Source organism: Chryseobacterium sp. D764, from assembly GCF_019317325.1.
In the GTDB taxonomy this organism is placed as follows: Bacteria; Bacteroidota; Bacteroidia; order Flavobacteriales; family Weeksellaceae; genus Chryseobacterium.
On record NZ_CP079219.1, the window covers coordinates 2,633,011 to 2,652,466 of the forward strand.

A 19,456-nucleotide genomic window follows, 5' to 3' on the forward strand; every position below is an offset into this window, starting at 1 on the left:
TATTTTTTAATTATAAAGCGCTTTCCAGGTAGATCCATTACAGCCTTCATGCGCTTTAATGGTTGTATTATATCGGATTGCGCCTTCTTCAGCAGCTGTACATGATGCACCCGCACCAGAAGCAATTCCCTTCATCTGAACAGCAGCTCCTGTAGATGTAGCCGCAGTAGGAATCATATTAATTCCCAATATTGTATCTGTTCCGTTGCTTTTATTAAAGAAAACATGTTGTTTGTTGGCATAAACCATCTGTCCTGCAGTGGCCTGACCCGAAAATCCTATTGCAAAAGCTTCTGTACCGCTTGCCGTATTTGCCGAACCAACAGCTACATTGTTTGTTGATGTTGTATTTCCGCTTCCGATAGCAATTCCTCCGCTGTTTATATGATTGTTCCCAATAGTGAGTCCTGTGAGTCCTGTTACGGTATTCAGGTTTCCAAATACTAAATTATTAGCCCCTGTAGCGCTATTACTATTTCCTATTACTTTAGCACCATTATTCGCTGTATTTCCCAATCCAATAGCTACCGCAAGAAAATTACCCTGCGCAGAGACAGAATTGTCTTTCCCCAATGCAATATTTGAAGAGGTACTGTTGGTAAGAATATTATTAGATCCCCAAGTAAATGAAGCGTAAGGACCTGTTGCAGAATTGGAATTTCCCCCTTGCAGAGTTCCATTAGTATCTAATATTCCTTTTACGTTTTTCTGAGTAGCCAAGACCAAATTCTGACCGTCATTTGTACCTAAATAATTCCCACTGCCTATATCTGCTCCTAAAGCTGCCGTTGTCGCTGTTGTGCCGGCATTTCCTACTGTACGCCAGTTCCCACTTATGCTTCCCCATTTGATTCCATCAAAATAATAATACCCTGGTGAAACAACATCAACGGTCTGTCCGGAAGGTGCAGCTTCAACTGAGGTAACATATACTATGGCTCCTGTTTGGGCTATTGTATAGTTTTTAGCTTTTAATTGTACACCTGTAAGCCTTGGCGCAATAACGCCATCAAGTTTACCGGGATTGGAAGGTGATCCTACTATATCAAAGGTTGCCTGAGCCTGTCCTGTATTAATCCCAACCTGTGCTAATACTGGTAAACCAACTGATAAAAGAGCGATGGTAAATAATCTGTTTTTCATGTCTAATGATATTTGCTGTTTTTTTATGTATATGTGTTTTTTTGAAAGGGCAATTCTCGAGCATTCTCATTCGAATAATAAATGAAATAACAGATAGTACTGTAAGAAGGCGCATAAAATTGTTAGAAATATTAGGAGATAAAAGAATGGATTAATTTATCAGGAATTTTAATAATAAACTTAAAGCCATCAACAAGTTTAAAAGAACTGGCATTGAACTTTCGGAATTCTTTAAATGTCAGGAACATATGTTCTTTGCAGATAGAGAACGAATCATAATACCAATTAGCCCAAACAGCGACAAATTTTATATCTCTAAGAAGGAAAAACTGAAGATTGCTATTATTAAAAAAAGAAAAATTGTATTGCAGGCTATTGCAATAGAATGCAAAAGTTTCATTTTGAGCAGCAGACAATTTGTTTGCAGCCGCCACATCATTTCCTGCTTCAGACAGATAAACTGAAACATCGGCTAAGCATCCCTGCGGATGATTATTTATAGCTGTACAATACCGTAATTGAGCTTTGCTCATTGTATCAGGTATAAACTTAGCATTTAATTTTCCTATAGCCGCCAGAAGCAACAGAAGTGTAATCTTGTGGCCGTAGGAAAGAAAATAATTTCTATCCAATTATGTTGTGTTTTTTCGGTACAAATATAATATTTTTTCAACCAAAACAATACTTTATTAGTAAAAAACTAAATAAAATAAACAAATATTAAAATACAAATAAAATATTATGTTAATTTTTATCAAATAAATAATAATATTAAAATATAACAAAGAAAGAACCAATAATATTCAAATACTATTATAAAATAACACACACATTTATAAAGACTTACATACAAAAAAGCCCGGGCATTTGCCCAGGCTTCTATATTTATAATAAAATTGAAATTATTTCAATTCTACTTCAGCACCAGCTTCTTCTAATTGCTTCTTAAGAGCCTCAGCTTCGTCTTTAGAGATACCAGTTTTGATTGGAGCAGGAGCACCATCTACGATATCTTTAGCTTCTTTAAGACCAGCACCAGTTAAATCTTTTACTAATTTAACGATAGCTAATTTAGAAGCACCTGCAGACTTAAGAATTACGTCGAATTCAGTTTTTTCTTCAGCAGCTTCTCCACCACCTGCAGCAACAACTACAGCGGCAGCAGCTGGCTCAATTCCGTACTCATCCTTAAGGATAGTTGCTAATTCGTTTACGTCTTTTACTGTTAAGTTTACTAGCGTTTCAGCTAAATTTTTTAAATCTGACATTGTTGTAATGTTTTTGTTGATTATTTATTTAATTTTTTGAGTGTAATTATTCAGCACTTGTTTCTTCAGTGCTTTCTGCAGCAGCTTCCGGAGCTTCAGCAGGAGTTTCTTCTACAGCAGGAGCAGCAGCTTCTTCAGCTTTAGCTTCTACAGTTTCAGGTTTGTTTTGAAGAGCAGAAACAACTCTTTGAATTGGAGATTGAAGTAATCCGATGATTTCTCCGATCATTTCTTCTCTAGACTTGATGTTAGCAAGTGCAGATAAGTTTTCGTCTCCAACGTAGAAAGTTTCCTGAACAAAAGCAGACTTTAAAGCTGGCTTTTCTTCTTTCTTTCTGAACCCTTGGATTAATTTAGCTGGACCGTTTGCAGTCTCAGAAATCATTAATGCAGAGTTTCCTTTAAAAGTCTGGAACATTTCAGAGTAATCTACTCCTTCAATTTGCTCCATTGCTTTTTGTAAAAGTGTATTTTTTACAACTTTCACTTTGATATTTTGTTTGAAAGCCTGTCTTCTGAATTCTGAAGACTTCGCAGCGTTCAAACCGTCTAGATCTGCTACGTATACTACTTTTGCATCCTGAAGCAAGTCTTTGATCTCTTGTATTGCTACAACTTTTTGGTCTTTTGTCATTGTCTTAAGGATTTATATTAGTTAACAGATTTAGTATCGATTGCAATACCAGGGCTCATTGTAGAAGACAAATAAATGCTTTTTACATAAGTTCCTTTAGCAGCAGTTGGCTTCATTTTGATCAATGTAGAGATCAATTCCTGCGCATTTTCTTTGATCTTAGCAGCATCGAAAGATACTTTACCAATACCAGCGTGGATGATACCATACTTGTCTACTTTGAAATCAATTTTACCTGCTTTCACTTCAGTTACTGCTTTACCAATTTCCATTGTTACAGTTCCTGATTTAGGGTTTGGCATTAAACCTCTTGGACCTAATACTCTACCTAATGGACCTAATTTACCCATTACAGCTGGCATAGTAACGATAACGTCAACATCTGTCCAACCTTCTTTGATTTTTTGTAAATATTCGTCAAGACCTACATAGTCAGCACCAGCAGCTTTAGCTTCTGCTTCTTTATCTGGAGTTACAAGAGCTAATACTTTAACATCTTTACCAGTACCGTGAGGAAGAGATACAACACCTCTTACCATTTGGTTTGCTTTTCTTGGGTCTACACCTAATCTTACAGCGATATCTACAGAAGCATCAAACTTTGTAGTGTTCACCTCCTTTACAAGAGCTGAACCTTCTTCAAGGTTATAGATTCTTCCTTTTTCTACTTTGCTTAAAGCTTCCTTTTGCTTTTTAGTTAATTTTGCCATTTCTTTAAGTTTTAAGCGTTAGTTGGTTTAGTTCCTGTTACTCTTAATCCCATAGATCTAGCAGTACCTGCAACCATAGAAAGTGCAGAATCTGTTGTAAAACAGTTAAGATCCGCCATTTTATCTTCAGCGATTTTCTTTACTTGTTCCCAAGTTACAGAACCTACTTTGTTTCTGTTTGGTTCACCAGAACCTCCCTTGATTTTAGCTGCATCCATTAACTGGATTGCTGCAGGTGGAGTTTTAATAACGAATTCAAAAGATTTGTCTTCGTATACTGTAATTACTACAGGTAAAACTTGCCCTGGCTTATCTTGGGTTCTTCCGTTAAATTGCTTACAAAACTCCATGATGTTCACACCTGCAGAACCCAATGCTGGACCTACTGGTGGAGAAGGGTTAGCTGCGCCACCTTTCACCTGAAGCTTTACCATTTTAAAGACTTTCTTAGCCATTGTTTGTTTTTTAAATTTGAATAATTAATGAGTTTGGAAGCATTTATTATTCAGCAGGTTATGCACTCACATAACAATAAACCTACTTTTTGGACTGCAAAAGTATAAAATATTTTTGAATTAGCAAACGGAAATTGCTGATTTTTAAAAAGTTTAAGAAAAAAAAATCATAAAGCCCTGCAATATATTTTGAATGCTATCATGAGAAACAAAAACGGCTATTTACATTAAATAGCCGTTTTATATATTTTTAAAGGAAAAGATTTATTAAAAACCTGCTGGTTTATTAATCGTCTGGGTAGAACCGTCATTTCCTCCAAGATCAGCATTGATATCGCTGATATTTTGTTTTTCAATCAGTCTTCTATAGGCCATCAGATAAAGATCAACCGTAAAGTTGTTATAAGTTCTTGATGGAGTGGCTGAACTCACTGCCAGAATCCTGCTGTCAGTAAATCTTGCTCTAATATGCCACGTACCGTTACTTTTGAAAGCAACAACATCCGGTGATCCCTGTTTGTTATCATTCACACCATTGTCTCCATAATCAAGCATTACATTGGTAGTACCGTCATTCAGTTTAAATGAATAGTTATGAAGTATAACCAGAAAATTGTTTGCATCAATTTTGGTATCATAATCTGCGATTCCTGTTCCGGATACTCCTGTAAGAGTAAGTTTAAGATAATTGAATAATCCACTACTCTCCAAAGCCGGATCGTACAGTTGCAAACCATTTTGTGAAGTTGCTAAAAAGCTACCTCCCGTCATGGTAGGTTCTCCCGGATTTCTTAAATATAGAGAGTTTGTATAAGTCTTTCCGTTAACATCAAGTGTTTCCGTAGGTTTTGCTGTGTTTATTCCTACTTTTCCTTGCTGGGCATTAAAAAAAATCCCAAGGCACATGATTATTGTGATATAAATTTTTCTTTTCATATTTTTTTATTGAAGCCCTAGAGGCGTATTGGTTGAAACTCCTGAATAAGCAGGCGAAGCTGATGCTGAAACAGAACCGTTGAAAGTTCCCCAGTCTTTAACCAGTGACTTTTCAAAAACATTCAGAGTAAGAGTCCAGGTTCCGTTTTGGGCTGAAACAGTTCCAGCGCCTTTAAAAGCTAAATTGACTGCATGGTAATTTTTACCCCCACTTACGACCTGAGTAACTTCAGTAGAATAAGATCCAAATGATTTGGGGTTGGTTGTCGTATTAGCTGCCGACACCGCTCCTGTAAAAACAGCACCTGTAATGGCCACAACATATTTACTTACATCTAATCCTGTATTGAGATTCACAACTTCATCCTGTCTCACATTCTTCAATACAATATTATACATATTTACAGGGGCTACATTACGGAGCGATATGTCCAACAACTTTACTTTACCTACCGGTGATGTATCTTTTGAACGGGTAAGAAGAAGATAGTTTCCGCTTGCCTTCGTATTTTCAGTATCTATTAAATAGGACTCTACCAGTGTTTCTCCTTCTACATCGAGAGTTCCCTTAGGTGTATTAGTATTAATTCCTACTTGAGCATGCATGCTTAAAGCAGCAAAACCCATAAAGAGTATCGCAATAATTTTTTTCATAGTGTGTCTTATTGAATTAATGGAGCTGCAGCAGCACCTGTAGTTGAAGCATTAAGGCTTTGCGTTGAGTTGAAATCTTTGGCATATGATCTGTCAAATACCAGCAAATTCAGTGTCCAGATTCCTGTAGGGAAAGAGTTATCAGGAGCGAATCCTTGATAATCTGCCTTAAGTTTCCATGTTCCTCCTGAAGAATAAGCAAAGATCTGAGGCATTGGTGTCACCCAGTCTGCTGTAAAAGTTCTTGTAGGCTGCGTAAATCCAAAAGAAGAAATTACCACCAAAAATTTACTGGAATTAATCTTTGTGTCAAATTGATTTACCCAATCCTTATCTGAAGGATCACAGGTAATTTTAAATTGAATAAGATTAATTGGTGCCGGAGAATTGGGTACAAAGGAATCGTTGTACGCCGTAATTTTGTTTTCCGGAGCTGGAGATTTGATAATGAAAGTGTAATTCTCATCCGCTTTCAATTTCTCCATAGGCTGCTTGAAAACAACTCCTGATGTCTTCATTGTACCGTTTACGGTAAGTTCTTTTTCAGGATTCGCAGTGTTGATACCAACCTGCGCACTCGCGAGTACGGACGTACCCACCAGAATGACCATCGAAATAATTTTTGTCATTGGATTATGTGTTTATATAAGGCTTGTGTTTTGAATAGCTAATCCAAATTTTACATTTTTTAGTTAAAAACATACAATAGACATACGCCTGTAAACAGTGTATGAAATAAAAAATATAAATTTTGGGATTAATTACCATGTTGTTGCAAGAAGCATGCCATCTGAAAGTAAATCAAGAATAGGAGAAGAAATCTGATCTGCAAAAACAACTTTATTCCCAATAAAGTGATAACTGAATTAAAGCAAAGATCTTTATAGGAATAAACAACAGCAGTTGAGAATATAAAAATTTCAGAAAAGCAATTGTAAAGAAAATTAAAAAAATATAATTCGCGATAGGGTAAACCTCACCTGTTATAAACAACAATGTAAAGCGAGTATATAAAAACAAAAAAGACCGCTTAATAGCAGTCTTTTTTTATATTTTATAAATAATTATTATACTTTTTCTACTTGCATGTAGCTTAGTTCCATTGGAGTTTTTCTACCGAAGATCAATACAGAAACTTCAATTTTCTTTTTGTCTTCAAGAATCTTCTCAACTGTACCGTTGAATCCGTTGAAAGGTCCATCGATTACTTTAACGTTTTCACCCACTACATAAGGAATTTCAACATCGCTTGCAAATTCTGAAAGTTCATCCATTCTTCCAAGCATTCTGTTAACCTCTGATTTTCTCATTGGAACAGGATCTCCTCCTTTAGTTAAACTTAGGAAAGAAATAACTCCAGGAATATTCTTGATAACGTGAGGAATCTCTCCCATCAGGTCAGCTTCAATCATCAAGTATCCAGGGTAGTAAGGTCTCTCTTTAGGAACTTTTTTTCCGTTTCTAATTTGAATTACCTTTTCCATAGGAATAACCACTTGAGTAACGTACTGATCAAACCCTAGACGTTTGATTTCTGTCTCAATATAGTTTTTCACTTTATTTTCCTGTCCGCTGATTGCTTTCAGCACATACCATTTCAATTCGCTCATTATGGGAAAATACTTTTAATTAATTGAACAAGTTGATTAGCATTCCAATGATGTTGCTGATTGATTTAGAAAACAATTCATCAACTCCAAAAGTAAATAGAGCCAGAATCACTGTCGCAATAGTCACTACAATAGTAGATGACTGAAGGTCAGCCCACTTTGGCCATTCAACTTTATGCCTGAATTCGTTATAAGAACCTTTTAAAAAATCGACAAATGAACTCATAATTTATATTTGCACGGGCACAAGGATTCGAACCCTGATCAACGGTTTTGGAGACCGGTATCCTACCATTGGACGATGCCCGTAGATAAAAAGCTTCCGAGAGTTTCCTTTCGGAAGCTTTATTTATTTTAAGATAATTAGTCTAGGATTTCAGTAACCTGACCTGAACCAACTGTTCTACCTCCTTCTCTGATCGCAAATCTAAGACCTACGTTAAGAGCGATTGGTTGTAACAATTCTACAGTGATCTCTAAGTTATCACCAGGCATTACCATTTCTACACCTTCTGGTAAGAAGATCTCACCTGTAACGTCAGTAGTTCTTACGTAGAACTGAGGACGGTACTTGTTGTGGAATGGAGTGTGACGTCCACCTTCTTCTTTAGAAAGGATATAAACAGAAGCCTTGAATTTTTTGTGTGGCTTAACTGAATCTTTCTTAGCGATAACCATACCTCTCTTGATGTCAGTTTTTTCAATACCTCTCAACAATAGACCTACGTTATCTCCAGCTTCACCTCTATCTAGGATCTTTCTGAACATCTCAACTCCTGTAATAGTAGAAGTTAATTTTTCGTCACCCATACCTACGATATCAACTGGATCACCAGTGTTGATAACACCAGCCTCGATTCTACCAGTTGCTACAGTACCTCTACCTGTAATAGAGAATACGTCTTCGATTGGCATCAAGAATGGCTTTTCAGTATCTCTTGGTGGTTGCTCGATCCAAGTATCAACAGCATCCATCAATTCTTCAACGCTCTTGAACCACTTATCTTCTGTGTTAGCAGGAGATGCAGTAGCTGCAGTAAGAGCTCCTAATGCAGAACCTTGAATTACTGGAGAGTTGTCTCCGTCAAATTCGTAAGTAGATAATAAGTCTCTAAGCTCCATTTCAACAAGCTCTAATAACTCTGGATCATCTACCATGTCAACTTTGTTCATGAAAACAACGATTCTAGGTACGTTTACCTGACGGCAAAGTAGGATATGTTCTCTAGTCTGAGGCATTGGACCGTCAGTTGCAGCACATACTACGATAGCTCCATCCATTTGAGCAGCACCAGTTACCATGTTCTTAACATAGTCGGCGTGACCTGGACAGTCAACGTGAGCATAGTGTCTTTTTTCAGTTTCGTATTCGATGTGAGCAGTATTGATAGTAATACCTCTTTCTTTTTCTTCTGGAGCAGAGTCAATTGCAGAGAAGTCTTTTTTCTCAGCAAGACCTTTGCTAGCTAATACAGCAGAAATAGCAGCTGTAAGAGTAGTTTTACCATGGTCAACGTGACCAATAGTACCAATGTTCAAGTGTGGTTTGTTACGATTAAACGTTTCCTTTGCCATGATTTAAAATTATTTATTTATTGTTTTTCAAATTTTCGGTGTGCAAATATAATGAATTTTTAAATACCAAAAACTTTTTATTAAAAAAACTTTCAATATTCTCTTCCAATGAAGGACAAACCTTATATTTCAACGTATTGAGACTGCAAATTTACATATTTTTCCTGATTGAAAAAAACTTTCTGAAACCTTTTATGAAAAAGCCTGAAATACAGAATATTCCAGGCTCTACTAATATATAAATGAAAGAAAAATCACATATGGCTGAGCTTTTTTGTCCGGTTGAATATCCAGAAAATAATTGGGAAAATAAGCAGTGTAAGCACGGTAGCTGTAATAAGCCCTCCAATAATGACAATCGCCAGAGGTTTTTGAGATTCTGACCCGATTCCTGTAGACAATGCTGCCGGCATCAATCCGATAGAGGCCATAAGCGCTGTCATAATTACGGGCCTGGTTCTGGATTTCACCCCATTTAATATGGCGGAATCTATATCAAGACCATCTTTCACGTTCTGATGAAATTCTGTGATAAGAATTACCCCGTTCTGAATACAAATACCCAGAAGAGCAATCATACCTACTCCCGCAGAGATTCCAAAATTGATTCCGGTAACGTGTAAAGCGATAATTCCTCCTATTAAAGCAAATGGTACATTCGCCAATACCAGAAGAGAGTCTTTCATATTTCCAAATAAGATAAACAACAGAAAGAAAATCATCAGAATACTCATGGGAACTACCTGCGTCAATCTGTGAGAGGCCCGCTGCTGGTTTTCAAACTGACCTGTCCATCCTACAGAATAACCATCCGGAAGCTCAATAGTTTCAACTTTTTTCTGGGCATCCGCAATAGTGCTTCCCAAATCTCTGTCACGGATTGAAAATTTAACACCAATATATCGCTTGATATTGTCCCGGTAAATAAATGCAGCTCCGTTATCTTTAATAATGGTACTTATTTCTTTTAAAGGGATTTTTGCTCCATCCTGTGTAGGAACCATCAAAGCCGCAATATCATTCTCATTGGTTCTGTATTCCTGTGAATAACGCAGACGGATCGGTAATTTTCTTTCACCGTCAAACATTTCTGAAGCGGTTTTTCCACCAAAAGCCATTTCCAATACAGCCTGTGCATCTGCAGGCATTACGCCGTAAGCCGCCATTTTATCCCTGTCCAATACAACACTTACTTCCGGCTGGCCGATATTTTTAATAATTCCGGGGTCTTTTACCCCTTCTACATCTTTAACTTTTAATAAAACTTCATTGGCTATTTTATCCAGAGTTTCCAGGTTATCACCATAGATTTTGATTCCGTTTTCTGCTTTAAAACCGGCTACTGCTTCCGCTACATTATCTGAAATCGGCTGGGAATAATTGAAAGTAATTCCCTGATAGCTTCTGAGCTTTTTATCAATTTCATTAATCAACTCATCATAGGTGATCTTACGCTTCCATTCTTCTCTTGGCTTAAGGTTGACCGCAAACTGTACGAATCCAAATCCATTAGGGTCCGTCCCGTCATTACTTCTCCCCGTCTGTGCCAGAACATCTGTGACTTCTGAGAAGCTCATAATATCTTTCTTTAAAAGGTCTGCTGTTTTCAGAGATTCTTTTAATGAGGAACTCATCGGCATTTCGGCAGTGATCCAAAGTGAACCTTCATTCAGCTGAGGCAGGAATTCTGTTCCCAAAAATTTCCCGGAAAATAAAGTAACTGCCAGGAAAGAGATAGCAACGATCATACTCGTCTTTTTATGCTTAAATGTTAAATTAAAGCCTTTTAAAACAATTCTGTCCCAAAAATTAACAAATGGGTTATTTTTTTCTCTTACATTTTTATTTAAAAGGATATGGGAAAGAACAGGAACCAGAGTTAATGTAAATATCAATGCTCCAATTAATGCAAATCCCAGGGTAAAAGCCAAAGGAGAGAACATCTTTCCTTCTACTTTCTGAAATGAGAAAATAGGAATCAGAGAAGTAATGATAATTAATTTTGAAAAGAAGATCGCTTTTCCTAATCCGGTTCCGGTCTGTTTGATCCAGCCTCCTTTTGCCAATTTATTAAACTTCTCCATTCCGTACCGTTTCGCTTTATGATCAAGCATTACAAAGAGTCCTTCTACCATGACGACGGCTCCGTCTATGATGATCCCGAAGTCTACCGCTCCTAATGAAAGCAGATTGGCACTCATTCCGGCCAGCTTTAAACATAAAAATGCAAAGAGTAAGGATAGCGGAATGATGATGGAAACAATCAGTGTTGTCCTCCAGTCGGCCATAAAAATTAAAACAATTACCGTTACCAGTACAATTCCTTCAATAAGGTTGTGCATTACGGTATGCGTTGTAAAATCCATCAGATTGTCACGATCATAGAAAGTAACCATTTTGACATCTTTTGGGAGTATCTTTTCGTTAAGCTCTTTAATTTTAGCCTTCACTCCTACCAAAACCTCCCTTGGGTTTTCTCCTTTTCTCATGACAACAATTCCTTCCACCGTATCGTCATGATGATTCAGGGCAGCCTGTCCTACTCTAGGCATTGAACTTTCATGAACTTCTGCTACATTTTTTACCAGAACAGGGTTTCCACTGTCATTCTGAATAGTAATATTTCCGATATCGGCCACTGATTTCACCAATCCAATTCCTCTTACTACATAGGCCTGCCCGTTTTTTTCAATAACATCACCTCCTACATTAAGATTACTTTTAGTGACAGCATCATATACCTGAAGCGGAGTCAGATTGTATTTATCCAATGCTCTTGGATCTATACTTAATTCAAAAACTTTATCCTGCCCTCCAAAAACATTGATATCAGCAACACCCGGCACTCCTCTTAAGGCACGATCTATCACCCAGTTTTGCAGAGTAAGCAACGCTCTCGAATCTTTTGTTTTACTTTCCAGTGTATATCTGAAAATCTCACCGGTTGGCCCGTAGGGTGGCTGTACTTCAGGATCTACCTCATCAGGAAGGCTAATGGTTCTTAATTGGTTGTTGACCTGATTTCTGGCAAAAGTATCCTCCACTCCATCGTCAAACAGAATTTTAACAATGGAAAGACCAAACATGGTGGTACTTCTCACACTTGTTTTTTTCTGAACCGGGCTCATCGCCAATTCGATGGGGGTTGTGACAAAACGTTCTACTTCTTCTGCACTGCGCCCATTCCATTGGGTAATGATTACAATCTGGGTATTGGTTACATCCGGAAAAGCTTCAATAGGCATATTTTTGAAGCTTATAAAACCGGAGATGGCTAGAATCGCTACCCAGATAAAGGTAAATGCTTTATTTTTTAGTGAAAAAGCGATTATATTTTTTATGAATTTATTCATGATAGATAAATTGATGACCTAAAAAAGCCGTTAAAGAAAAATATCAATATTCTTAATGGTTTAAGTAAGGCTAGCTGTTCAGGGAGCGGTATATCAGCAGCTGGTTGTTGGTAATCACTTCTTCTCCTTCTTTCAGACCATCTGAAATATAAGTGACATCACCTACCTGCTTTAATACTTTAATTTCTCTGACCTTCACATCTGTTCTGGATTTAAAAATCACTACAAAACTTTTGTTATCATCAAAAATCACTGCTTTGGATGGAACAGTCAGCATCGTATTGCTTTCCAGGCTGGAAACTTTTATAGTTGCTTTACTGTCCGGAATGAGGAGTCCATTAGCATTATCCAATACCACTCTTGCCTGCATGGCATTGGTTTGCGGATCAATAATTTTGAATATTTTATCAATTTTCCCGTCAAAAACTTTATCCGGGTAAGACAGAGTGGACACCTGGGCTTTCATTCCCAGACTGATTTTATCAATATCCGATTCGTTAACATTCATAATGGCCCAAACGTTGGTTGTATTGGCAACATCAAAGATATTATCACTTCTGTCACTTCTAAGCTGCATATCTTTATTGATACTTTTCTGAACAATATAACCGTTGATGGGTGCTACAACACTGTATATATTTCCTGTTTTCACATTATAAACCGTACTTACTGCCGCTGCTCTCTGCAACTGGTCTTCTGCTTTTTGTAACTGGCTTTTGGCTTCCAGGACATCTCTTTCAGTGTTTAGCTTTCCTTCATACAGCTCCTTTGCAACACGAAGATTATTTTTCGCCACTACCAGATCTGTTTTTGCATCGCTTACATCTTTTTGAATTTCTGCAAGCTCGGTACTCCTGATTGTTGCCAGTACCTGTCCTTTTTTCACATAATCACCCAGCTCTACATTTACACTCATCACGTTTCCTCCTACCAACGGGTAAACGTCTATATAACTATTTTTATCGGCAGAGATCTTTCCGTAAAAGCTATATTCATCTTCTATATTCTTTTTTTCAACTTTGGCCAGGGAAACAGAATTCAACATCGTGTTGCTCAACTCAAATCCTTTTTTGACGTGATTGGTTTTCTCTTCCTCTTTTTTTGAACAGGCCAATAATGAAAGGGCCATCAATACGGGGATAATATATGTTTTCATGATTAATAGAAGATTTTCGTTTGTACTAATTGATTGAGCTGTTCCGCTGACTGCATGATCTCATTTTTCATATCATAGATCTGCAGTGCTGTTTCCCTGTAGCTATCCATAAAGTCTGTGAATTCAATCAGGTTGACATTTCCTTTTCTGAAATTATTCAGCATTCCATTGTATACAAGATCCATATTCTGCAGATCTGTAGTTTTGATGTCCGAAAGCTGGTCATACTGAGCTTTCCAGGTTTTATAAGCAGACTGCACTTTGGTTTCCAGGGTCAGTTTCTGAAAGTCAGCATTTTTCTGATTCTGCTGAATAGCATAGTTTGCTTTTACCACATTCCCCTGATTCGCTTTCCATAAGGGCAAAGGAATTCCTAAGGTAAGGTTCGCTTCATTATTGAAAGTTCCGCCTGCCTGATCCCATGCAGCACCTACGGTCACATCCGGAACATTTAAGGATTTCTGCCATTGTGCATATAACTTGCTGTTATCAATGAGTTTCAGATTGTATTGGTAATCTGCATTATTTTCCAGCGCTTTACTTTTCAGTTCTTCTTCATTTCCGAAAGGCTGCGCAGCCAGAGATTCTTTAGCTTCAGCTTCAGACATCGTTGGCTCTATTTCTTCCGAAACACCTGTTAAAACTTTCAGATTCTGTTCAAAATCCAGAATATTTTTATTGATCTCCAGTTTATCATGATTCAGCTGGATCACAATACTCTGTAACCTGACAGCATCTTTAAGGGAAATATTTCCTTTTGCGGACTGTACACGATAAGCGTTTAAAAGATCATTCATATACCCTAACTGCTTATTGGTGTTCTCCAGTTTTAGTTTTTCGTAATAAAGGTTGAAATAGGCGGAACGAAGCTGAGATCTTAAATCTGCCAACAGTTGGGAAAACTGAAGTTGGGCAAGTTCTTTATTGGATCTGGCAAAAGCAATTTCATTTTTCTTTTTACCACCCATATAGATCAATTGAGTAATTCCTGCTCCTTTTGAGCGTCCTACATCAAAAATCTTCTTATCCTGAGGATTGTAAGCATTGAACTGTCCGCTTAATTGTGGCAATTCCCAGATTTTAGCCTGCAGAATATCTGCATCAGCCATATTGATGTTGTATTGTTCGGCGAGCAGCTGGAGGTTGTTCTTCTGAAAGGCTTCTTCGCAATCCAAAAGAGACATCTGCTGTTGTGCTGCCATGAATGAGGAAACGGCGAGACACAGCACTGCAATTCTGTTCATTGTTTTTCTTTTTAAATTACAAAATTGCTCTGATGCTATTAAAAGAAACTTAAATGGTGCTTAAAAAAATATTAAAATCTCCTTCTACAGGACGTTTCAAAGAAAGAAAACAGCAGTTGAACAGGTGTTTTATTCTCCAATAGTTGAATTTTTATTCAAAAATTTAATCTGGAGTTTAACAAAAAGCAACTGCATTTGAGACCAGTTGCTTTTGAATATTATTTCTTAAAAATTAGAGTGAATTTATTAATATATTCCTGAGGGGAAGAATATATGATATCAGCATCATGATATTCCAGAATCCTTTTGACAATTCTAAGTCCTAAACCTGATCCCGCAATATTCTGAGCATTATTTCCTCTAGTGAAAGCTTCAAACAGTTTGGTCTGCTCATCTTCGGAAATAGTATTCCCATGAGAAAGAACTTCTACAGAAAGGGTATCATTCGTTTCGGTAATCAAGACATTCACTTCTGAATTGTCAGAATATACTGCTGCATTTTTAAAGAGATTAATAAAGACAATGACCAATAGCGATTGAATTCCCTTTATCATCAGAAAAGCATTTTCGGAACTCTCTTCATTAATCAGAAAATCCAGCTTAAGCTGTGGATAACTTTTCTCTACCGCTTCAAAAGCCTCAAAGATGGCTTCATCAATCCTTACCTCTTCATAAATACTCTGAATATTTTCTTTATCAAATTTTGTAAGCAGCAAAAGTGAATTCGTCAAATCTGACAATTGATATACATCCCGCTGAATCTGTTGTAAAGAAGACAGGGTTTCCGGGGAATGTTCTTCAAATTTTATGAGGTTCTCCAGCTGAAATGCCATTCTTGTTATAGGGGTCCTGATCTCATGGGAAGCACTTGCCGTAAAATCCTTTTGTGACTGAAATACGTCATCCAGCCTTCCGATCATTGTATTAAATGATTTTGCCAGCACACTGACTTCATCATTAGACTGCTCAACAGGTATCTGTGTTGTAAGTTTATGGGCCGTCACTTCAGAAATCTCTTTGTTCAGGTCTTCCAGCGGACGAAGGAATTTTTCAACAAAATAATAACTGAAAAAGCCAATAAGAAGGGTACTCATGGCATAAGCGGTAATCAAAAGGTATTTCAGAAACCCCAGCTTCGATTTTCCATTGGTATCAAAGGCACTGGTAAGAATATAATAGTTTTCACCATTAATAGTCCTGAGTGCGGCATAGATCTCCGGAACTGTTCTTTCCGTATAGATAATCTTCTTTTTATCCAGTTCTTTAAGCATCGCACTGTCCCAGGTGACATTGCGGTCCTTGATGGTACTGTAGATCAGCTCTTTTTTTTCATTGAAAATTAAAATCTTTTCATTCAAAAGAATGTTATCTGAATTTTCATTAAAGAAAACCGGAGCTTCCTCCTCAAAGTCTTTTGATTTTGAAATGAAATGGGAAGTAAATTCAAGTCTCTGCCTGAAGCGTTCTTTAAATTCATCTCTTCTGAAATCGTTAAAAGATAAATAAATGACCGCCATTACCATCCCAAAAAGTAATGAAAAGGCGATACTGATCGTTAAGGCTATCTTTCTTTTTAAAGACATTTATAATGGGCTAAGGTAATATCCGAAACCTGAACGGGTATGGATCAGTTTTATTTTAAAGTCTTTGTCAATCTTTTTCCTTAGGAAATTGATATAAACTTCAACTGTATTGGTATTCGTGTTAAAATTATGTTCCCAAACATGTTCTGTGATCTGCTGTTTTGAAACCGTTCTTCCCTGCGCTTCCGCAAGATAAACCAGCAGCTGAAATTCTTTTAATGTAAGGGTGATTTCATTTCCTCCACGATAGACCTTCTGCTCGGTCTTGTTGATAATAAGATCATCAATTCTGAGAATATCCTGATCTGAATTATCGGAGGGTGCTTTTCTTCTCAGCAGTGAATTCATTCTTAAAAGAAGCTCTTCAAACTGAAAAGGTTTTACCAGATAATCATCAGCCAGCCTGGTGAAGGCATCCTTTTTATCAGAGATATCTCCATAGGCAGAAATGATAATGATTGGCGTATTCTTATCAAAAGAACGGATTGTCTGGCAGACATCAAGCCCATTTATTTTAGGAACATTGATGTCGAGCAAATACAGCTCATAAGTATTATTTTTTATCTGGCGGAGAAAAGTTTCCCCGTCGTAGATTTTATCACAGTTAAAATTATTTGATTCTAAAAATCGGCAAAGTTCTGCAGACAGAATGAGATCATCTTCTAATAAAAGAATATTCATCAAAAATTTATTTTACACGAATTTAACGAAAATTTTATGATTGTGATTCTAAAGATTGAGTAAAAATTTCCACGCCACCCCAATATCCTCCTCCTAACACATTAAAAATGATCTGGAGAAAAAAATGGAATGGAATCAATTTACACTTTTGTTTAAGCAAGTGTTTAACAATAAAACTTCTTAAGTAACACAATCACTTCATTCTTATTTTCAAAAAATAGGGTAAAAAAAAATCCCGAAGAAATTCGGGAAAATCGAGAGCCAACTACGGGACTTGAACCCGTGACCTCTTCCTTACCAAGGAAGCACTCTACCGCTGAGCTAAGTCGGCATCAACTAAAAAAATCACACTAAGTAGCGTGATTTTTTTTGAGCGGAAGACGGGGGTCGAACCCGCGACATTCAGCTTGGAAGGCTGACGCTCTACCAACTGAGCTACTTCCGCAATTTTGTTTCCAAAACTATTGGTAAACGCTGTGCAAAACTAAGAAAACTTATTTAATTTTGCAAGTTTTATTATAATATAAAATGTGGGGAGAGCAGGATTCGAACCTACGAAGCCGAAGCAACTGAGTTACAGTCAGTCCCATTTAGCCACTCTGGAATCTCCCCAGATATTTTATATTAAAATGAGCCTCCAGAGGGATTCGAACCCACGACCCCGAGATTACAAATCACGTGCTCTGGCCAACTGAGCTATGGAGGCATTTTAATAAAAGACTGAAAGTGATTGAGAGAATCTACTCTACACATTTCAGTGTTAAAAAAAATCACTCTTATTGAGGTATTTTTTTGAGCGGAAGACGGGGGTCGAACCCGCGACATTCAGCTTGGAAGGCTGACGCTCTACCAACTGAGCTACTTCCGCAATTTTGTTTCCAAAACCATTGGTAAACGCTGTGCAAAACTAAGAAAACTTATTTAATCTTGCAAGTTTTTTTTATAAAAATATAAAGTGGGGAGAGCAGGATTCGAACCTACGAAGCCGAAGCAACTGAGTTACAGTCAGTCCCATTTAGCCACTCTGGAATCTCCCCAAAAAGTTTATATTTTATGAGCCTCCAGAGGGATTCGAACCCACGACCCCGAGATTACAAATCACGTGCTCTGGCCAACTGAGCTATGGAGGCAAATATAAAAAAGAATTCAAAAGATCGCTGTTCCTTTTTTGCGAGTGCAAATATAGAACGGATTTTTTGAATTCTCAAATTTTTTATAAACTTTTTTGAACTTTTTTTTCTACGCCATTTCTTTTTTCTTGATTAATAGCTTTTTAGCAGTATCAACACAAAGGTCTAGACTTTCTTCAAAACTTGCAGATGTCTTTTTTACTACAATATCATCTCCCGGAACCGCCAGAATAAGCTCAGTTGTTTTATTCACTTTATCAGCGTTATTTTCTACTTTCAAAAATACCTTACACTCCTGAATCTTGTCATAGAAGGTATCTAATTTACTTACTTTTTTGTCAATGTGTGACTCTAGTGGTTCGTGTGGAGTTAAACCAATTGATTGTACTGAAATCTTCATAATTCTTCTTTTTTTGAAGCTCGAGGGTGAGCCTGATTAAACACTTTTTTCAATTGTTCAATATTAGCATTCGTATAGACCTGAGTACTGGCAAGACTGGAATGCCCTAATATTTTTTTCACTTTGGAGATCTCCGCCCCATTATCCAATACGTGAGTAGCAAAGCTGTGACGAAGGATGTGAGGACTTTTTTTTTCTTTCGTTGTTATAAGACTAAGGTACTTATTAACTACCACATAAACAAATTTTTCGTTGAGTTTTTTCCCCTTCTTATTTACAAAAAAATATGATTTAAATTCTGTCTGCGGATTTCTTATCGCCAGATAGCTTTTAAGAAGTTCAGACAGTTCATTGGAGACAGGAATTACCCTTTCTTTATTTCCTTTCCCTATGACTCTTAATTCATTTTCATATAAATCAACATGCTCAAATATCAGGCCACAAAGTTCCGCTTTACGCATACCTGTCTGATAAAGAACTTCCATGATGCATTTTTCAAGCACATCATGCATCTGCTCAAAGATCCTGTCATTAAGATCTGTCATTTCCTCCTTAGACATAGGGATTTGTTTTTCAGCGTAAAACTTCAGGGAAGAGATACCTTCGGTGGGAGAAACTTTAATTTCGCCTATTTTTAAAAGAAAAAGATAAAAACCACGGAGAGAAGATAATTTTCTGTTGATACTTCTTTTGGAAATATCGTTTTCGCTCAGTTCAACAATGAAATTTCTGATGATTTTTTTGTCTGCTTTGGCCAGATTGTCAGAAGACTCTGTTCGGAGAAAGAAATGGGAGAAGTCTTCAAGGTCTTTTTTGTAGCTTGTAACAGTATGAGGAGAGTACCTTTTTTCGAATTGTAAGTATTCTAAAAACTTTTCCAGCATCATAGGTATAAAAATAAAAATTCACTCCTCAAATATAAGA

At 37.0% G+C, this 19,456-nt stretch carries 19 protein-coding genes and 8 tRNA genes; all 27 read right to left on the reverse strand.

Features of this window, described 5'->3' with window-relative positions; genetic code table 11:
* Nucleotides 1–6: 6 nt before the first annotated feature.
* Nucleotides 7–1,143, reverse strand: coding sequence for a hypothetical protein (locus KYG33_RS11885; RefSeq protein ID WP_077418892.1), 1,137 nt, complete (start codon nt 1,141–1,143; stop codon nt 7–9).
* 131 nt (nt 1,144–1,274) lie between these two features.
* Complete coding sequence (locus KYG33_RS11890; protein ID WP_219071812.1) at nt 1,275–1,775, reverse strand: hypothetical protein; 501 nt, start codon at nt 1,773–1,775, stop codon at nt 1,275–1,277.
* Nucleotides 1,776–2,045: 270 nt separating this feature from the next.
* Complete coding sequence (gene rplL / locus KYG33_RS11895; RefSeq protein ID WP_007845452.1) at nt 2,046–2,411, reverse strand: 50S ribosomal protein L7/L12; 366 nt, start codon at nt 2,409–2,411, stop codon at nt 2,046–2,048.
* A gap of 46 nt (nt 2,412–2,457) precedes the next feature.
* On the reverse strand, nt 2,458–3,045 hold the full coding sequence (gene rplJ / locus KYG33_RS11900; protein WP_047379247.1) for a 50S ribosomal protein L10: 588 nt from the start codon (nt 3,043–3,045) through the stop codon (nt 2,458–2,460).
* A gap of 17 nt (nt 3,046–3,062) precedes the next feature.
* The gene (gene rplA / locus KYG33_RS11905; protein ID WP_047099699.1) at nt 3,063–3,755 is read right to left on the reverse strand and encodes a 50S ribosomal protein L1; all 693 of its coding nucleotides are present in this window, start codon (nt 3,753–3,755) and stop codon (nt 3,063–3,065) included.
* An 11-nt stretch (nt 3,756–3,766) separates the two neighbouring features.
* Complete coding sequence (gene rplK / locus KYG33_RS11910) at nt 3,767–4,210, reverse strand: 50S ribosomal protein L11 (RefSeq protein ID WP_047379251.1); 444 nt, start codon at nt 4,208–4,210, stop codon at nt 3,767–3,769.
* A 267-nt stretch (nt 4,211–4,477) separates the two neighbouring features.
* Nucleotides 4,478–5,146 carry a hypothetical protein gene (locus tag KYG33_RS11915; protein ID WP_077418890.1) on the reverse strand — a complete coding sequence of 223 codons (669 nt, stop codon included), beginning with the start codon at nt 5,144–5,146 and terminating at the stop codon, nt 4,478–4,480.
* 6 nt (nt 5,147–5,152) lie between these two features.
* Complete coding sequence (locus tag KYG33_RS11920) at nt 5,153–5,800, reverse strand: hypothetical protein (RefSeq protein WP_180564637.1); 648 nt, start codon at nt 5,798–5,800, stop codon at nt 5,153–5,155.
* An 8-nt stretch (nt 5,801–5,808) separates the two neighbouring features.
* The gene (locus KYG33_RS11925; RefSeq protein ID WP_077418888.1) at nt 5,809–6,429 is read right to left on the reverse strand and encodes a hypothetical protein; all 621 of its coding nucleotides are present in this window, start codon (nt 6,427–6,429) and stop codon (nt 5,809–5,811) included.
* A gap of 438 nt (nt 6,430–6,867) precedes the next feature.
* Nucleotides 6,868–7,410, reverse strand: coding sequence for a transcription termination/antitermination protein NusG (gene nusG / locus KYG33_RS11930; RefSeq protein ID WP_047379257.1), 543 nt, complete (start codon nt 7,408–7,410; stop codon nt 6,868–6,870).
* A 19-nt stretch (nt 7,411–7,429) separates the two neighbouring features.
* The gene (gene secE / locus KYG33_RS11935) at nt 7,430–7,636 is read right to left on the reverse strand and encodes a preprotein translocase subunit SecE (RefSeq protein WP_045501119.1); all 207 of its coding nucleotides are present in this window, start codon (nt 7,634–7,636) and stop codon (nt 7,430–7,432) included.
* A 12-nt stretch (nt 7,637–7,648) separates the two neighbouring features.
* A tRNA-Trp gene (locus KYG33_RS11940) sits at nt 7,649–7,719 on the reverse strand.
* Nucleotides 7,720–7,773: 54 nt separating this feature from the next.
* A complete protein-coding gene (tuf, locus tag KYG33_RS11945) occupies nt 7,774–8,985 on the reverse strand; it encodes an elongation factor Tu (protein ID WP_034687396.1) in 1,212 nt (403 codons plus the stop codon).
* 254 nt (nt 8,986–9,239) lie between these two features.
* Nucleotides 9,240–12,338, reverse strand: a complete 3,099-nt coding sequence (locus tag KYG33_RS11950) for an efflux RND transporter permease subunit (RefSeq protein WP_219071813.1) — start codon at nt 12,336–12,338, stop codon at nt 9,240–9,242.
* Between the two features lie 70 nt (nt 12,339–12,408).
* The gene (locus KYG33_RS11955) at nt 12,409–13,494 is read right to left on the reverse strand and encodes an efflux RND transporter periplasmic adaptor subunit (RefSeq protein WP_180564639.1); all 1,086 of its coding nucleotides are present in this window, start codon (nt 13,492–13,494) and stop codon (nt 12,409–12,411) included.
* Nucleotides 13,495–13,496: 2 nt separating this feature from the next.
* Nucleotides 13,497–14,738 (reverse strand): TolC family protein, encoded by a 1,242-nt coding sequence (locus KYG33_RS11960; protein ID WP_180564640.1) that lies wholly within the window; start codon nt 14,736–14,738, stop codon nt 13,497–13,499.
* A 218-nt stretch (nt 14,739–14,956) separates the two neighbouring features.
* Entirely contained in the window at nt 14,957–16,321 is a 1,365-nt protein-coding gene (locus KYG33_RS11965; RefSeq protein WP_077418883.1) for an ATP-binding protein, read from the reverse strand.
* A complete protein-coding gene (locus tag KYG33_RS11970; RefSeq protein ID WP_047379264.1) occupies nt 16,322–17,002 on the reverse strand; it encodes a response regulator transcription factor in 681 nt (226 codons plus the stop codon).
* A 259-nt stretch (nt 17,003–17,261) separates the two neighbouring features.
* Nucleotides 17,262–17,333 (reverse strand) — tRNA-Thr (locus KYG33_RS11975).
* Nucleotides 17,334–17,374: 41 nt separating this feature from the next.
* Nucleotides 17,375–17,447 (reverse strand) — tRNA-Gly (locus KYG33_RS11980).
* Nucleotides 17,448–17,533: 86 nt separating this feature from the next.
* Nucleotides 17,534–17,614 (reverse strand) — tRNA-Tyr (locus tag KYG33_RS11985).
* Nucleotides 17,615–17,634: 20 nt separating this feature from the next.
* Nucleotides 17,635–17,708 (reverse strand) — tRNA-Thr (locus KYG33_RS11990).
* An 89-nt stretch (nt 17,709–17,797) separates the two neighbouring features.
* A tRNA-Gly gene (locus KYG33_RS11995) sits at nt 17,798–17,870 on the reverse strand.
* A gap of 88 nt (nt 17,871–17,958) precedes the next feature.
* Nucleotides 17,959–18,039, reverse strand: a tRNA-Tyr gene (locus tag KYG33_RS12000).
* 19 nt (nt 18,040–18,058) lie between these two features.
* Nucleotides 18,059–18,132, reverse strand: a tRNA-Thr gene (locus tag KYG33_RS12005).
* A 109-nt stretch (nt 18,133–18,241) separates the two neighbouring features.
* Entirely contained in the window at nt 18,242–18,532 is a 291-nt protein-coding gene (locus tag KYG33_RS12010) for an HPF/RaiA family ribosome-associated protein (protein ID WP_047386085.1), read from the reverse strand.
* Nucleotides 18,529–19,416 carry a tyrosine-type recombinase/integrase gene (locus tag KYG33_RS12015; RefSeq protein WP_219073262.1) on the reverse strand — a complete coding sequence of 296 codons (888 nt, stop codon included), beginning with the start codon at nt 19,414–19,416 and terminating at the stop codon, nt 18,529–18,531. Before KYG33_RS12015 ends, KYG33_RS12010 begins: the two co-directional genes overlap by 4 nt.
* Between the last annotated feature and the right edge of the window lie 40 nt (nt 19,417–19,456).

What these genes read in the sequence shown, in the direction of transcription:
- KYG33_RS11885 (WP_077418892.1), bottom strand. Translation starts at nt 1,143, where the DNA reads ATGAAAAACAGATTATTTACCATCGCTCTTTTATCAGTTGGTTTACCA.
- rplL (WP_007845452.1), bottom strand. Translation starts at nt 2,411, where the DNA reads ATGTCAGATTTAAAAAATTTAGCTGAAACGCTAGTAAACTTAACAGTA.
- rplJ (WP_047379247.1), bottom strand. Translation starts at nt 3,045, where the DNA reads ATGACAAAAGACCAAAAAGTTGTAGCAATACAAGAGATCAAAGACTTG.
- rplA (WP_047099699.1), bottom strand. Translation starts at nt 3,755, where the DNA reads ATGGCAAAATTAACTAAAAAGCAAAAGGAAGCTTTAAGCAAAGTAGAA.
- rplK (WP_047379251.1), bottom strand. Translation starts at nt 4,210, where the DNA reads ATGGCTAAGAAAGTCTTTAAAATGGTAAAGCTTCAGGTGAAAGGTGGC.
- KYG33_RS11915 (WP_077418890.1), bottom strand. Translation starts at nt 5,146, where the DNA reads ATGAAAAGAAAAATTTATATCACAATAATCATGTGCCTTGGGATTTTT.
- KYG33_RS11920 (WP_180564637.1), bottom strand. Translation starts at nt 5,800, where the DNA reads ATGAAAAAAATTATTGCGATACTCTTTATGGGTTTTGCTGCTTTAAGC.
- KYG33_RS11925 (WP_077418888.1), bottom strand. Translation starts at nt 6,429, where the DNA reads ATGACAAAAATTATTTCGATGGTCATTCTGGTGGGTACGTCCGTACTC.
- nusG (WP_047379257.1), bottom strand. Translation starts at nt 7,410, where the DNA reads ATGAGCGAATTGAAATGGTATGTGCTGAAAGCAATCAGCGGACAGGAA.
- secE (WP_045501119.1), bottom strand. Translation starts at nt 7,636, where the DNA reads ATGAGTTCATTTGTCGATTTTTTAAAAGGTTCTTATAACGAATTCAGG.
- tuf (WP_034687396.1), bottom strand. Translation starts at nt 8,985, where the DNA reads ATGGCAAAGGAAACGTTTAATCGTAACAAACCACACTTGAACATTGGT.
- KYG33_RS11950 (WP_219071813.1), bottom strand. Translation starts at nt 12,338, where the DNA reads ATGAATAAATTCATAAAAAATATAATCGCTTTTTCACTAAAAAATAAA.
- KYG33_RS11955 (WP_180564639.1), bottom strand. Translation starts at nt 13,494, where the DNA reads ATGAAAACATATATTATCCCCGTATTGATGGCCCTTTCATTATTGGCC.
- KYG33_RS11960 (WP_180564640.1), bottom strand. Translation starts at nt 14,738, where the DNA reads ATGAACAGAATTGCAGTGCTGTGTCTCGCCGTTTCCTCATTCATGGCA.
- KYG33_RS11965 (WP_077418883.1), bottom strand. Translation starts at nt 16,321, where the DNA reads ATGTCTTTAAAAAGAAAGATAGCCTTAACGATCAGTATCGCCTTTTCA.
- KYG33_RS11970 (WP_047379264.1), bottom strand. Translation starts at nt 17,002, where the DNA reads ATGAATATTCTTTTATTAGAAGATGATCTCATTCTGTCTGCAGAACTT.
- KYG33_RS12010 (WP_047386085.1), bottom strand. Translation starts at nt 18,532, where the DNA reads ATGAAGATTTCAGTACAATCAATTGGTTTAACTCCACACGAACCACTA.
- KYG33_RS12015 (WP_219073262.1), bottom strand. Translation starts at nt 19,416, where the DNA reads ATGCTGGAAAAGTTTTTAGAATACTTACAATTCGAAAAAAGGTACTCT.